This window comes from Arthrobacter stackebrandtii, assembly GCF_017876675.1.
Classification (GTDB): domain Bacteria; phylum Actinomycetota; class Actinomycetes; order Actinomycetales; family Micrococcaceae; genus Specibacter; species Specibacter stackebrandtii.
Window position 1 is genome coordinate 1,906,105 of sequence record NZ_JAGIOI010000001.1, and the last position, 13,307, is coordinate 1,919,411.

The window sequence follows — 13,307 nt, forward strand, 5'->3', positions numbered from 1 at the left end:
CGTTAAGGTTGGAGGCCCGTCAACAGGCCTCCAACCTTAACGACTGCCTCCGTGCCCTACTGTGCCGCACCGGCTATTTTTCCCAGGGTGCCTTGAACGGGAAGTACTTTTCCAGGAATTCGGTCAAGAGTTCCCGCCTCACCTCCGCCGGGGCGTCGCCGAAGCTGCCGTCGTTGAGGCAGAGGAAATCCGACTGCCGGTCCTTCAGGATGCGCGGCAGTCCGCCCAGCCCCGCCATGTTGGCCGTGTCCACATAGATGCCCGTGCCGTCGTGGTGCATGACGGCACGCCCCGTGAGCATGGCGTAGTAGTGGTACAGCGAGTTCGTCACCGAGATGTTGTCCGCGGCCCGGAAGGTGCTGGCCGCGGTGGCCTTGAACTCGTCCGGGAATTCGCGTTCCAGTTCGGCCATGACCGAGCGCCGCAGCGGCGCGGCGCTGTGTTCGAGGTGGTGTGTCGTAAACGCGCCGAACCTGTCCCAGAGCAGCCGCCGGTTGACCCTCGCCGAGTTCTCAAAGCCGCTGCGCTCAACGTCGCTTTCTCCCAGGCCGATGCGGTTGGGGGAGAGCATGAAGCGAGTGATGCCCCCGGGCGTGAAGAACAGTTCCGGTGAGAGCGGCCGGCCAAAAAACATGTCGTCGTTGGAATATAAAAAGTGTTCGGACAGGCCCTTGATGTGGTGCAGCTGGGACTCCACGGCCATGGAATTGTGTGTGGGCAGCACCGACGGGTCGGCAAAATGCTCGACGCTGCGGACCAGTGCGACCTTTGGGTGCTCGGCCAGCCAGGCCGGGGCGGGGGAGTCCGTGGCAATGAAGATGCGCCGCACCCACGGTGCGAAGAGGTGCACGGAGCGGAGCGCGTACTTCAGCTCGTCCACCTGCCGGAACCGTGATTCGTGGCCGTCGCCCTCGCCGAGCACGGCGTCCGCCTCCAGTTGCAGCCGGGCCTGACGGTAGGCGGGCGCGCTGCCGTCCACCCAGGAAAACACCATGTCGATGTCGAAGCGGACGTCAAAGGCGTGGTCGATGAACATGTTCTCAATGGTCGGCCAGGCCATGCCGTGGCGGTCCACCGTGCTGCGCCGGGTGTCGCGGGGATCGATGCTGCGCCGGGTCAGCGAGTTCTCCAGCGGCAGGTCGATCCGATCTTCCGAGAAGGCCCAGAATTCCAGCTGTACGGCCCAGGCTGCCCCGTAGTAGAGGCCGCCCGCAGGTTCCACGCGCGGGCGGAACACCCTGACGATCCGGGTGGCGGGGTCCCCCGCCAGCGATCCGTCCGCCAGCAGAACCGTTGACTTTGCCGTGTCCACGCTGCGTGCATAAAACGGTTCGTCCGCAAACGCCGCAGCCAAGGCCTGCGCAACCCCGGCCCGGGCGGAGGAGGCGACGGCCAGCACCGGGCGCTCGTCGTTTCCGCGGACCAAAAGGTACTCAATGCCGCTGGCATCCAGCACGCCGCGCACCGCCAGCAGGTCCGCCACCATGGCCTGCTGCGGCGTCAGCCCGCCCGTGTTGGCCAGGGCCAGGCGTCCGCGGTGCATGAGCACGTCGGGGCGGGCGTCCAGGATGGCGGCGGCACGTGAAGGGTCTGTGCGTGGATGGTTGCTGGCGGGCGGCGTGGACAAGGAAGGGTCTCCTGAAGGCTGGAGCGGGGTGGCCTGTCCGAGCCTACCGCGTCGGAACCTGGCCCAGCCTGAACACGTTGTCCGGGTCAAAGTGCCGTGCCAGTGAGGACAGTCGGTCCAGAACTGGGGCGGTGTAGTTGGCGGCAAAGCCCCCGGCGCCGCTGCCCGAAGAGAAGTTCGGCAGTGTGCCATCATATGCCGACGCGGACATGTGTTGCTGCAGTGCCACGGACGCGTCGGCAATGGCGGGAAGTTCCGGCGGGGCACCAACGCCCACTGTGTACAGCCCGTACCCGGCCTGGCGGTGGCAGAGTGCGCTGGGAACCTCGGGCTCCTCCGCCAGCGCCCCGCCGAATTGGCGGATCTCCACCATGAGCTGGGGCGAGCCGCTGTCCGGCCCGGCCGCGTCCAGCAGCGTGTCGGCGGCCCCGGCCGTAAAGTCCGAGAGCAGCATGGAGCCTTCGGCCGCGGGAAGCGCATCCTCGGGGTCGGAGTGCACCAGCCCGATCATCGAGGACGGAATGAGGCCCACCATGTCCATGATCGGCACCCCGGCCGAGCGCATCGGCGCAAGCCAGGTTGCGCCGTCGTCGGCATTTCCCGTGTAGACATAGCGGACGGACACCGTGAACCTGCCGGCGAGGGGCTCCGGCACGCCGGGCATGGGAGGCAGGTGCATGAGCGCCACGGAGGTGGTGGCCTCGGGCGGCAGGGGTGGGCACCATTGCGCCCAGGTGCGCAGGACGTGCGGGATGTCGTCGGTGCCGAAGAAGAGCGCGCCCGCGTAGATGTGCGCAAGCGGCAGCAACTCGAATTCCATGCCGGTGATGATGCCCAGTGAGCCCTTGCCGCCGCGCAGGCCCCAGAAAAGTTCGGGCTCCGTTGCGGCGGTGGCGTGGCGGAGCAACCCGTCGCCGGTCACGACGTCAAAGGAGAGGACCCGGTCCGATGCGGCGCCGAACGTCCGGGCCATGGGCCCGATCCCGCCACCGGAAGTGTAGCCGGCCACGCTGACGCCAGGCGCCGAGCCGCACAGGCCCACCAGGCCGGGATCGTGGCCGGCACCCAGCACCGTTTTCCAGGTGACCCCGGCGCCCGTGGCGGCCGTGCGGGCGTCCGTGTCGATGATGCAAGTGTCGAGCGAGCGCGTGTGGACCAGGAGTGCCCCGTCCATGGTGCTGGCGACGCCGTGGCCCGTGGCCTGGACCGCCACCGGCATCCCGTTGGCTGCAGCGAAGCCGACCGCCTCAGCCACGTCCTGCGCGCCGGCGGCCTCCACCACCGCTGCCGGGCTCGTGGCGACGGCCCTGTTCCAGGGCGTGGCGAGTTCGGCGTAGCCGGGGCCGCCGGGTTCAAGAAGGCTGCCGGCGAGTTTGCGGCGCAGCGCGTCAAATGAGGGGGCAGGGCTGTCGGGTTGAGCTTCCATGGTGTCCTCCGCGGGAAAAGTGCTGTGTGAAAGACCCCCAGCCTTATCCCTAGGGTGCCACCGGCCGGGCGCTGTGGCTAGGGCCGCGGAGCAGATTTTTCCCCTGGCGCCCGACGGCGGAACCCTGCTTATTCTGCCGGCGCCGCCTTCTTGCGGTTGAAGATGAGCGCAACGGCAATCCCTGCAAGCCAGAAGTCCTTGGCCATGGCGGTGCCTGCGGGCGTGGGGCGAATCTTGTCGGCCTCCGTCATGCCCGGGGTCTTGAGGTAGGCGGCCACGAGGGCGCCGGAGAATCCGGCCAGGGCCAGCCCGGCCAGGCGGCTCGGGACGAACGGGGCAAGCACGAACGCGCCCAGCCCAATTTCCGAATAGCTGAGGTACTTCCCGAAGGTCTCCGGGGCCAGTTGCCCGGCCTGGGGGATGACGCGCTGCGCGGCTTCCTGCAGCCCGGCCGCGTGTTCGGCCGGCAGGTTGCGCTTGCCGATCCCGGCGTTGAGGATGAAGGCCCCGGAAACGAGGCGGAGTGCTGCGTTGCTGATGCTGAATCCCATGGTGGCTCCCGCTGTCTGTGCTCGGTTGGTGCTGTTGCTTCAGCCTAAGGTTGCCTGCCCGCATTGGCTAGGCGCCGTGCGGGCGCGCCGCGGGGAACATCCATTCCGGGGGTGGAATGTGTCTGCGAGAGTGCAGCACCGCTGTCCAAAGGTCTCGTATCCTCGTATGTGCGGTAACGATTCCTTGTTTGCCCTATCGCGGGCCTTGGTGCCAGTGGAACATGTCTCGGGTCAGGAACAGCTCCCAACCCGGGAGCCACCCGAGGAGGAAACATGCAAGGAAGAGCATTGCTTGTAGCCGGGGTCATGGTTGCAGCCATGACTGTCCCGGTTTCGGCGGCATCTGCCGTGGATGACGTCAACACGGACAAGCTGCGCCAGGCCGTGACGGTGGGAGGCATCATGACCCACGAACGCGTGCTGCAGCGGATCGCCAACAGCAACGGCGGGACGCGGGCCTCAGGAACGCCGGGGTATGCGGCGTCCGCGGACTACGTGAAAACAACCCTGAAGAAGGCCGGATACCGGGTCTCCGAGCAGGAGTTTGAGTTCCCCTTCTACCAGGAGGTGACCCCGGCGACGCTCAGCGAGCTGTCCCCAGTTGCCACGCCCATTGAGACGGAATCCATGCAGTACTCGGGCAGCGGGAACGTGACCGGCACCCTGGTTGCCACCACTAACGTGGTGATCCCGGCGACGCCGGAGCCCAGCTCGGCATCGGGCTGCGCGCCGTCGGACTTTGTGCCGGCATCCGCAACGGAACCGCAGGTGGCCCTCATCCAGCGCGGGACCTGCACCTTCGGTGAAAAGGTGGCCAACGCCGCCGCCGCCGGCTACGACGCCGCGGTGATCTTCAACGAAGGCAACCCCGGGCGGACGGAACTGCTCAGCAACGTCACGCTCGGCGCCCCGGCCCCGTTCCCGGTGGTGGGCATCAGTTACGCCGACGGCGTCGCACTGTACAACGCCACCGCCTCCGGCCCCGTCAGTGTTGCCGTGGCCACGGACATCATTAATGAAACCCGCACTACGACGAACATCATCGCCGATTCCAAGAAGGGCAACCCCGACAAGACCGTCGTGGTCGGAGCCCACCTGGACTCGGTGCTGGAGGGTGCGGGCATCAACGACAACGGCAGCGGCACGAGTGTGCTGCTGGAGACCGCCGTCCAGATGGCCAAGGGGAAGGCCAAGGTCAAGCCTCGACAGATGGTCCGCTTCGCATTCTGGGGTGCGGAGGAATCCGGGCTTCTGGGTTCCGAGCACTACGTGGCCAGCCTGAGCAATGCGCAGCTGTCCACCATCTACGCAAACCTGAACTTCGACATGCTCGGCTCAACCAACTACGTGCGGTTCGTGTATGACGGCGACGGCTCGGCCGATCCCGACGGCGCAGGGGGCCCTCCGGGGTCCGCCCAGATCGAGTCGGTTTTCACCGACTATTTTGCCGGGCAGAACCTGGCCAGCGCACCCACGGCCTTTGACGGCCGCTCGGACTACGGCCCCTTCATTGAGGCCGGCATCCCCGCCGGTGGTTTGTTCAGCGGCGCGGAGGGCATCAAGACCGCGGACGAGGCAGCCGTCTACGGCGGGACCGCGGGGGAGCCGTACGACCCCTGCTACCACCAGGCCTGCGACTCCGTGAACAACCTGAGCACTGCGGCGTTGAATGAGCTGGGCGATGCCACAGCCCATGCCGTCATGACGCTGGCCATGTCCAAGACCGGCTTCTTCGAGGACGGCAGCAGGATGGCCCAGCGCAGGGAAGTGCCCGTCAGGGACTTTGACTACAGCGGCAGCCACATGGTGCGCTGACGGCAGGAAGTGCCGCCGGTTGAAGCGAATGCCACAGTCATATCCGTGGCAAAAGCGTCAAACGGCGGCATTTTTCTGTCCCAATGTGGCTGCGAGGCCCGCCACCATGGCGTTCAGGCCCAGTGTGAAGGCGGCGTCGGCGTCGTGGCGGGCCCGCACGGCCGGGTCGGTTGCGCCGCTGCCGCGCCGGGCCACCGCCGCGCTGAAGCTGGGCGCGTCGGGTGCCAAGTCCCCGGCATCGAAGATGTCCGCCGGGGCGTTGGCGTCGTAGGCGGAGCCGTAGATGAACGACTCCAGTGCCACCACGGCGTCAATGACGGTCTCGGGCGCCCATCCGGCATCCAGGAATCCGCGCGTGACGGCCTCGTACATGGTGATCGTGGCCGGCGCGTTCGTCACCGGAAGCAGGGCGATCACGGGGATCAGCGGCAGGTGCCCGGCAAAAACGTCGCGGTACGAATGTGCCCAGACACAGACGGCCTCGGCCCACGGCTGCGCGCCAAAGGCGGAGACGTCCACGCGGCCCATGAGGTGGTCCTCCACCAGCAGCAGCACATCCTGCTTGGAGCTCACATGGTTGTACAGCGCGGAGGGGGCCACGTGCAGGGACCTGGCCAGGGCTGCCATGGTGAGCCCCTTGTAGCCGTCCCGGCCCACCAGCTTCAGTGCCGCCTGGGTGATGCGTGCGGAACTGAGCAGTGCCTGCGGGGGGCGGCCTGCCCGGCGTCGTGCTTGTTTGGGCGCGTCAGCAGGTAGGGGCAATGCCTGGCTCTCCTTACTGGGGCCCGTTCGGGCGCAAGACTTTCCGCGAACCACTTTACGAATGTGGTGATGTCAGTTACAGTCTAATCTAAATGAACGGCATTCATTTAGTGAAGTGCACCACAGCCCGCTTTGCAGGAGAGGCAAACATGACATCCCCAGAAAACCCCACGATTGACCGCGACGTCGTCATCATCGGCGCCGGTCCCTCGGGCCTGACGGCAGCCCGCGAGCTGAAGAAGGCGGGCCTGAGCGTGGCCGTCGTCGAGGCGCGCGACCGCGTGGGCGGGCGCACCTGGTCCAACACGGTCGACGGCGCCTGGCTGGAAATCGGCGGCCAGTGGGTCTCCCCGGACCAGACGGCCCTCATCGGCCTGCTCGGGGATCTCGGCCTGGAAACCTACTCGCGCTACCGCGACGGCGACTCCGTTTACATCGCCCCCGACGGCACCCGCACCCGCTACACCGGCGAAATGTTCCCCGTGGACGCGGACACGGAGGCCGAGATGAACAAGCTCATCGACACCCTCGACTCACTCGCCGCCACCATGGACCCCGCCAGGCCGTGGGAACACCCGCAGGCCCGCGAACTCGACATCATCTCCTTCCACCACTGGCTGCGCGCCCAAAGCGGCAACGAGGAGGCCTGCAACAACATCGGCCTGTTCATCGCCGGCGGCATGCTCACCAAGCCCGCCCACGCCTTCTCCGCGTTGCAGGCCGTGCTCATGGCCGCCTCGGCCGGATCCTTCAGCAACCTCGTGGATGACAACTTCATCCTTGACAAGCGCGTCATCGGCGGCATGCAGGGCGTCTCCCTCGCCATGGCCTCGGAGCTGGGCGGGGACGTCTTCCTGAACTCCCCGGCCCGCACCGTCCGCTGGGAAAAGAACGACGGCGGCTACCTCGCCACCGTGATTGCCGACGGCGTCACCGTGAGCGCCAAGCGAGTCGTCATGGCCGTTCCGCCGAACCTGTACAGCCGCGTCTCCTTCGACCCACCGCTGCCGCGCCGCCAGCACCAGATGCACCAGCACCAGTCGCTGGGCTTCGTCATCAAGGTCCACGCCGTATATGAGACCCCGTTTTGGCGTGAGGACGGCCTCTCCGGCACCGGCTTCAGCGCCTCCTCGCTCGTGCAGGAGGTGTACGACAACACGAACCACGATGATCCCCGCGGCACCCTGGTGGGCTTCGTCTCCGACGAAAAGGCCGACTACGCCTTCACCCTCACCGCCGAGCAGCGCAGGAAGGAAATCACGGCAGCCCTGGCCGAATTCCTTGGCGACGAAGCGGCTGAGCCGGTGGCCTACTACGAATCCGACTGGGGCTCGGAGGAGTGGACGCGCGGCGCCTACGCCTCCAGCTACGACCTCGGCGGCCTGCACCGCTACTCGGCCGACCAGCTCACCCCCGTGGGCCCCATCCACTGGTCCTGTTCCGACCTCGCGGCCGAGGGCTACCAACACGTCGACGGCGCGGTCCGCATGGGCCAGGACACCGCCGCGAAGCTCATCGCAGAACTGGCATAACAACCCGTCCGGAATCCGCCGGAAGCTGGCACCAGCTCCCGGCGGATCCACCTTTTGGTTTTCTTAGACAATGACGTCCCCAGGAGGACACACATGCGGTATGTAGTTGGATACTCAGCCAACGCGCGCGGCGGCGACGCCGTCAACCTGGCCGTGGCACTGGCCCGCAGGCAGGGCGCCGCCTTGGACCTTGTCATGGTGATGCCGCAGGACTCGCCCTACAACGGGGTGTACCCTCCGGTAGCCGGCTTCGGCGACATCCTGGCCAAACAGGTGTCGGACTGGCTCGATGAAGGCTTGGCCCTGGTCCCGAATGACGTTCCGGCCCAAGCACACATCCGCCGCGGTGAGTCGGAGGCCGAGGCACTGATCGCCGCCGCCGAGGAACTCGGCGCCGTCCTCCTGGTCATCGGTGCCAGCAGCACCGGCCTGTTCCGGCGCTTCACTGTCGGGTCGGTGGCCAGCGCGCTGTTGCACGCCTCCACCGTCCCTGTGGTCCTGGCGCCGTCGGGCTACAGCCGCACAAAGCCGATCACGCGCCTGACCTGCGCGCTGGGCAGCCGGGCCGGCGCCGAGGACGTGCTGCGCACCGGCATCGCCATGGCCCGCCGCCGGGAACTGCCCCTGCGGCTCGTCTCCCTCGTCGCCCTGGGTCCGGGTGACTCCGACGCCACCATCGCCGACGCCGAGGCGCACCTGCGCGCCGTTGCCGAAGCCAGCCAGGGTGTCGACCCGGACGACCTCACGAACCTCGACATCGACGTCGTGGTGGGCCACGGCCGCACCATTGAGGACGCCGTGGACGCGCTCAGCTGGAAGAAGGGCGAGATCCTGCTCATCGGATCCAGCCGGCTGGCCCAGAACAACTCGATCTTCCTCGGCGCCACCGCCAACCGCATCCTGCGCGCCCTGCCGGTGCCCATGATCGTGGTGCCGCGCAACTACGTGCCGCTCTCCGATGCACTCTTCCAGACCACCGCGCTGCCCGTCGTGGCGCCCAAGACCCCCGAGGCGCCCCAATGAGCACCGCCAAGACAACCGAGCACGGACTCAGCGAGAAGGGCCTGAAGGCAGGCTCCGTCGGGCTGATCGGCGCCGTCGTGATCGGCATTTCCTGCATCGCGCCGGCCTACACCCTCACCGCCGCCCTGGGCCCCACGGTCTCCGAGGTGGGCGTGCACCTGCCGGCCATCTTCCTCGTGGGGTTCATTCCCATGCTGCTCGTGGCGCTGGGCTACCGTGAGCTGAACAATGCCATGCCCGACGCCGGGACCTCCTTCACGTGGGCAACGCGCGCCTTTGGCCCGTGGCTGGGCTGGATGGGCGGTTGGGGCCTGATTGCGGCCACCATCATCGTGCTCTCCAACCTGGCGGCGGTGGCCGTGGACTTCTTCTACCTGATGCTCGCGCAGATATTCGGGAACCCTTCACTCGCGGAGCTGACACGGAACCTGCCGCTGAACATTGCCACCACGCTGGTGTTCATTGCGGCGGCGTGCTGGATTTCCTACCGCGGCATGGAAACCACCAAGTCGTTCCAGTACGTGCTGGTGGGCTTCCAGCTGCTGGTGCTGGGCTGGTTTGCCGTGGCGGCCTTCGCCCACGTGGCCAATGGCACCGCCTTTGACGCCACGGCCATCCAGGCGGACTGGTTCAACCCCTTCGCCGTGGAGTCGTTCTCACAATTCGCGGCCGGCGTGTCCCTGTCCATCTTCATTTTCTGGGGCTGGGATGTCACCTTGACCATGAACGAGGAAACCAAGAACCCGAAGAAGACGCCCGGACGGGCCGCCACCGTCACCATCATCGTGATTGTGCTGATCTACATGACGGTCTCCCTCGCCACGCTGTCCTACGCCGGCATTGGCACCACGGGCCTGGGTGCCGGAAACCCCGAGAACCAGAACAGCATCTTCGCAGTGCTGGCCGGACCGGTCATGGGCCCGTTTGCGATCCTCATGTCGCTGGCCATCCTCAGCTCCTCCGCGGCGTCGCTGCAGTCAACGTTTGTCTCGCCGGCACGGACGCTGCTGTCCATGGGCCACTACCGCGCCCTGCCCAAGAGCTTCGGGCGGATCAGCCCCACGCACAAGTCGCCGGGCTACGCCACGGTGGCGGCCGCCATTGCCGCCGCCGGCTTTTACATCATCACCCGGACCCTGTCCGAGAACGCCCTCTGGGACACCATCACGGCCCTGGGCATGATGATCTGCTTCTATTACGGCATCACAGCCCTCGCCTGCGTCTGGTACTTCCGGGCCGAGGCATTCCACGGGGCCAGGAACTTCTTCTTCAAGTTCCTGGCGCCCCTGCTGGGCGGGGTGATCTTGCTGGTCATGTTCTTCAAGACCGCCTACGACTCCATGGACCCGTCCTACGGATCCGGCTCCAACATTGGCGGGCTGGGCCTGGTGTTCATCCTTGGCTGCGGCGTCATTGCCCTCGGTGCCGTACTGATGTTCTTCATGTACCGCCGCCACCCGGAATTCTTCAAGGGTGAGGTCCTCAGCCGGGCGCAGCAGCCGTACAACCCGTGACCTGCGGGCGTTGAAACACTGACGGCGTGGCATGCTGGCGAGGGAGGGGGAAATTTTACCCACTCTCGCCAGCATGCCACGCCGTCGGCGTTGCTGTGGCCGTGCAAAAGGCCGGAATTCAGTCAGAACTCAGCCAGCCGGAATTCAGCTCTTCGGGCGGCGGGCCGCCTCGCGCTCCTTCGCCAGCTTCGCCTCGGCGCGGGCCTGGGCGAACACTGCGCGTTCCTCAACCAGCCACGCCGGGGGAGCCTGCAGCAGCGCGGTGATCTCCGCCGTCGTGAGTGCCTCGGTGATGTCCGAGCGGTTCAGGCCGCCGATGGAGATGTTCAGCTTCTGTGCAATGACGGGGCGCGGGTGCGGGCCGTTGCGGCGCAGCTCGGCCAGCCATTCCGGGGGAGTGTCCTGCAAAACCTTGAAGTCCTCCCGGCTCACGGCGTTCTCTTGGAATTCCGCAGGGGCAGCGGACAGCAGGATGCCCAGCTTCTTGGCCGCTGTGGCGGATTTCATGGCTTGGGGGGAAGGAATGATGCTCATGTATCAAGGGTACCGGTGCGCGGGCGGTAGTTTAGCGGCAAAGCTGTGCTGTACGGTAAACAGGTGTCTGAATCCCGCGAATTAAACGTGACCTTTGTGCCGGGAGTGACTCCCGGGAAGTGGCTCCACCGCTGGCAGGAGCGCATGCCGGACGTGCCCCTCGCCGCCAAGCCGGTCCCTGAGGAGCGCCAGCTCGACGCCGTCCGCGCCGGGAAGGCTGACATGGCGTTCGTGCGCCTGCCCGTGGACAAGGCCGGGCTCAACGTCATCACGCTCTACAGCGAACTCTCCGTCGTGGTGGCTCCCAAGGACCACCCCATCGCTGCCTTCGAGGAGCTGGACGTTGCGGACCTCGCTGACGAGTACCTCCTCGCGGACCCCGACGACTTCCCCGACTGGCGCGATATCTCCACCGAAATCGCCGCCGGCACCCGCAAGCCGCTGCCGCCCATGGCCACCATCGACGAGGCCCTTGACCTGGTCGAGGCCGGGCTCGGCATCCTGATCCTGCCCATGTCCGTGGCCCGCCTGCTCAGCCGCAAGACCCTGCGCTCCCGCCTGCTGCACGGCGTCCCGGACAGCAGCATCGGCCTCGCCTGGCTGTACTCCGACCCGCCCAGCGACCGCGAGGAAACCTTCCAGGAATTCATCGGCGTGGTCCGCGGGCGCAGCGCCCAAAGCTCCCGCCAGCCCTCCGTCCAGGCCAAGCAGGATGCCGCCCCCAAGAAGGGCGCCAAGACAGGTAAAGGCACGACGGCGTCGCGCACCCCCGCAGCCAAGGGCAAGTCCGCTTCGGCGAACCTGCGCGGCGGCGGCCGGCCGGGCGGCAAGGCTCGCGCCCAAAAGCGCGGCCGGCGGTAGTCCCCAGCTCTTCCCAAAGCCCGGCCCGGCGGCGGTCCGGGCTTGGGGTTCCACGGAGTTGCGGACACATTCGAGGGGCGTCTAGCTGGCGCCCTCCCGCATTTTTCCGAAGAAGCTGGGGAACCTGATTTGGTTTCCTGCGCGGACCAGCGACTCAAGCTCGCTTTCAAACCAGATGGCATCGGCCAGTTTTGACCTGAACTGCTGGGCAATCTCCGCCACGGCGGTGTTCGCAGCAGCCAGCAGTGTTTCCCCTGGGTCCCCTGGTGGCCCCAGCGCCAGGAAGGTGTCCTGCAACGCTTGGTGGTCACGGAGCCAGCTGGTGGCCAGCTGTTCGTAGCTGGCGATGTCCACATCGCGAAGTTCCCTGTGCCAAACACCGAGGTCGCCGGCCGGGGGCTTCCACAGCCTGAAGAGGACAAGCCGGGCGCTGAAAGGCGCAATGGTGTGGATGTCGCCTTCCAGCCTGCCGGTCCTGCCCAGGGCTTCATACGTTGCCGAGATCGAGTCCAGGTCGCCCCGCAATTGGGACAACTGGGCAGCCAGGGCGTTGTTGCTGGACCAGCCCCACGACGACCCGGCCGGCACAACCGGGGACCCGCCCGGGCCTCGGGTTCCGTTGGGGTTGTTGCCGCGAGGCTGCAGGGAGCCGGTGCTGGAATTCCACACACAGCGGCCGGCCGTCAGGGCGCCGCCCATGTCACGGGTGGCTGTCGTGGCAAGGAAATGCCCCAGCCCATCTACGGCCCTCTGCAGTGACGCGGCGCTTTTCCGGGCTTCTTCGCTCAAGATATCGAAGGCGGCGTGTGCCTCGTCAAAGCGGCGTGTCCGCCACGACCGCCGGCCCCGCAGCTGGGCCGACGAAAACAGGGCGGCCAGGATGGCCAGTCCCGGGATCCAGGCAACCAGCACCGTGCCCATGTTCGCTTGCGCGAAATCGCGCGTGGTTTCCAGCAGCGGCGACCATGCGTCCGCGCCGGGTCGCCACACCGCCCACGCCGCAACGGTGGAAACGGCCAGTGCAAATTTCCACGACTGGAAACTTGCCGCCGCAGCGGACACGGAGCCCGCGGCCGCTCCCACACCGGAAACAACGCCCTGCAGCGTCCTAGCCAACAGTGCGTGGAAGCGCTTGGCCGTGGGAAATTTATTGAACCTGTCAGGCGCGTCAGGGTTTCCGTAGTAGAAACGTACGCCCACCATGGCCCGAAGCCGCAGAACCAACTGGTGGAGGGAGTGAAGGCCCTGTGTGGACTGCCTGATCCTGGCCAGGCCGCCATGCCCCGCCATGACCTTCACCATGGGTGTCCTGATGGCCCATGCCAGGCCGCGGAGCAGCATCGAGAGAAGGACAGCCGCCACCGACAAGAACAATGCGGTCACAATGAACGCCAGGATGAAGTCCACGGCGGCCGATTCCGGACCCACCCGGTCCAGGAACGTGGTCGCCGGTCCTGCCAGGACGTCCAGGGCGGCGCCGCAGAACCCCGCCACGGCCTCGAAGAAGGCGCTGAACATGGTGATGAAATTCCCCCACAAGTCTGGCAGTGTGCAAGCGACGCGAACTACCATCGTGCCAGCCGGGAGCCGGCAACTGTGAATCCCGCCGCCATTGACAGCCCCCGGCCACCGTGCCATATTGACGGCACTGGCCCGGGAATT

General features: G+C 66.8%; 11 protein-coding genes. 5 read left to right on the top strand and 6 right to left on the bottom strand.

The window, feature by feature from the left end:
• Nucleotides 1–73: 73 nt before the first annotated feature.
• The 3 genes from JOF48_RS07960 to JOF48_RS07970 all read right to left on the bottom strand — a co-directional run bounded on the left by JOF48_RS07960 (nucleotide 74) and on the right by JOF48_RS07970 (nucleotide 3,604).
• The gene (locus tag JOF48_RS07960) at nucleotides 74–1,543 is read right to left on the bottom strand and encodes a stealth conserved region 3 domain-containing protein (RefSeq protein ID WP_209684299.1); all 1,470 of its coding nucleotides are present in this window, start codon (nucleotides 1,541–1,543) and stop codon (nucleotides 74–76) included.
• A gap of 127 nt (nucleotides 1,544–1,670) precedes the next feature.
• Nucleotides 1,671–3,053, bottom strand: coding sequence for an FAD-binding oxidoreductase (locus tag JOF48_RS07965; RefSeq protein ID WP_209679288.1), 1,383 nt, complete (start codon nucleotides 3,051–3,053; stop codon nucleotides 1,671–1,673).
• Between the two features lie 128 nt (nucleotides 3,054–3,181).
• Complete coding sequence (locus tag JOF48_RS07970; RefSeq protein ID WP_209679290.1) at nucleotides 3,182–3,604, bottom strand: hypothetical protein; 423 nt, start codon at nucleotides 3,602–3,604, stop codon at nucleotides 3,182–3,184.
• A 318-nt stretch (nucleotides 3,605–3,922) separates the two neighbouring features.
• Here JOF48_RS07970 and JOF48_RS07975 point away from each other — a divergent pair, with 318 nt between their 5' ends.
• Nucleotides 3,923–5,419: a M28 family peptidase gene (locus tag JOF48_RS07975; RefSeq protein WP_209679292.1), complete on the top strand. Its 1,497-nt coding sequence runs from the start codon at nucleotides 3,923–3,925 to the stop codon at nucleotides 5,417–5,419.
• A 57-nt stretch (nucleotides 5,420–5,476) separates the two neighbouring features.
• Here the strand turns inward: JOF48_RS07975 and JOF48_RS07980 are convergent, their stop codons facing one another.
• Nucleotides 5,477–6,181 (bottom strand): TetR/AcrR family transcriptional regulator, encoded by a 705-nt coding sequence (locus JOF48_RS07980; RefSeq protein WP_245346448.1) that lies wholly within the window; start codon nucleotides 6,179–6,181, stop codon nucleotides 5,477–5,479.
• A gap of 149 nt (nucleotides 6,182–6,330) precedes the next feature.
• Here JOF48_RS07980 and JOF48_RS07985 point away from each other — a divergent pair, with 149 nt between their 5' ends.
• The 3 genes from JOF48_RS07985 (at nucleotide 6,331) to JOF48_RS07995 (ending at nucleotide 10,250) form a co-directional block, all read left to right on the top strand.
• Nucleotides 6,331–7,713, top strand: a complete 1,383-nt coding sequence (locus JOF48_RS07985; protein ID WP_245346449.1) for a flavin monoamine oxidase family protein — start codon at nucleotides 6,331–6,333, stop codon at nucleotides 7,711–7,713.
• A gap of 93 nt (nucleotides 7,714–7,806) precedes the next feature.
• Nucleotides 7,807–8,736, top strand: coding sequence for a universal stress protein (locus tag JOF48_RS07990; protein WP_209679296.1), 930 nt, complete (start codon nucleotides 7,807–7,809; stop codon nucleotides 8,734–8,736).
• Complete coding sequence (locus JOF48_RS07995) at nucleotides 8,733–10,250, top strand: APC family permease (protein WP_209679298.1); 1,518 nt, start codon at nucleotides 8,733–8,735, stop codon at nucleotides 10,248–10,250. The genes JOF48_RS07990 and JOF48_RS07995 overlap by 4 nt, the downstream gene beginning before the upstream one ends.
• Before the next feature lie 144 nt (nucleotides 10,251–10,394).
• Here the strand turns inward: JOF48_RS07995 and JOF48_RS08000 are convergent, their stop codons facing one another.
• On the bottom strand, nucleotides 10,395–10,757 hold the full coding sequence (locus JOF48_RS08000) for a DUF5997 family protein (protein WP_209684303.1): 363 nt from the start codon (nucleotides 10,755–10,757) through the stop codon (nucleotides 10,395–10,397).
• Between the two features lie 90 nt (nucleotides 10,758–10,847).
• Between JOF48_RS08000 and JOF48_RS08005 the strand changes: the two genes are divergently transcribed.
• Nucleotides 10,848–11,645 (top strand): substrate-binding domain-containing protein, encoded by a 798-nt coding sequence (locus JOF48_RS08005; RefSeq protein WP_342591193.1) that lies wholly within the window; start codon nucleotides 10,848–10,850, stop codon nucleotides 11,643–11,645.
• A gap of 81 nt (nucleotides 11,646–11,726) precedes the next feature.
• Here JOF48_RS08005 and JOF48_RS08010 read toward each other — a convergent pair whose 3' ends face one another.
• Entirely contained in the window at nucleotides 11,727–13,184 is a 1,458-nt protein-coding gene (locus JOF48_RS08010) for a hypothetical protein (protein ID WP_209679301.1), read from the bottom strand.
• Nucleotides 13,185–13,307: the final 123 nt, after the last annotated feature.

Excerpts from the sequence above, each read along its gene's own strand:
- JOF48_RS07965 (WP_209679288.1), bottom strand. The coding sequence starts at position 3,053 with ATGGAAGCTCAACCCGACAGCCCTGCCCCCTCATTTGACGCGCTGCGC.
- JOF48_RS07970 (WP_209679290.1), bottom strand. The coding sequence starts at position 3,604 with ATGGGATTCAGCATCAGCAACGCAGCACTCCGCCTCGTTTCCGGGGCC.
- JOF48_RS08000 (WP_209684303.1), bottom strand. The coding sequence starts at position 10,757 with ATGAAATCCGCCACAGCGGCCAAGAAGCTGGGCATCCTGCTGTCCGCT.
- JOF48_RS07990 (WP_209679296.1), top strand. The coding sequence starts at position 7,807 with ATGCGGTATGTAGTTGGATACTCAGCCAACGCGCGCGGCGGCGACGCC.
- JOF48_RS07985 (WP_245346449.1), top strand. The coding sequence starts at position 6,331 with ATGACATCCCCAGAAAACCCCACGATTGACCGCGACGTCGTCATCATC.
- JOF48_RS07960 (WP_209684299.1), bottom strand. The coding sequence starts at position 1,543 with ATGCACCGCGGACGCCTGGCCCTGGCCAACACGGGCGGGCTGACGCCG.
- JOF48_RS07995 (WP_209679298.1), top strand. The coding sequence starts at position 8,733 with ATGAGCACCGCCAAGACAACCGAGCACGGACTCAGCGAGAAGGGCCTG.
- JOF48_RS07975 (WP_209679292.1), top strand. The coding sequence starts at position 3,923 with ATGACTGTCCCGGTTTCGGCGGCATCTGCCGTGGATGACGTCAACACG.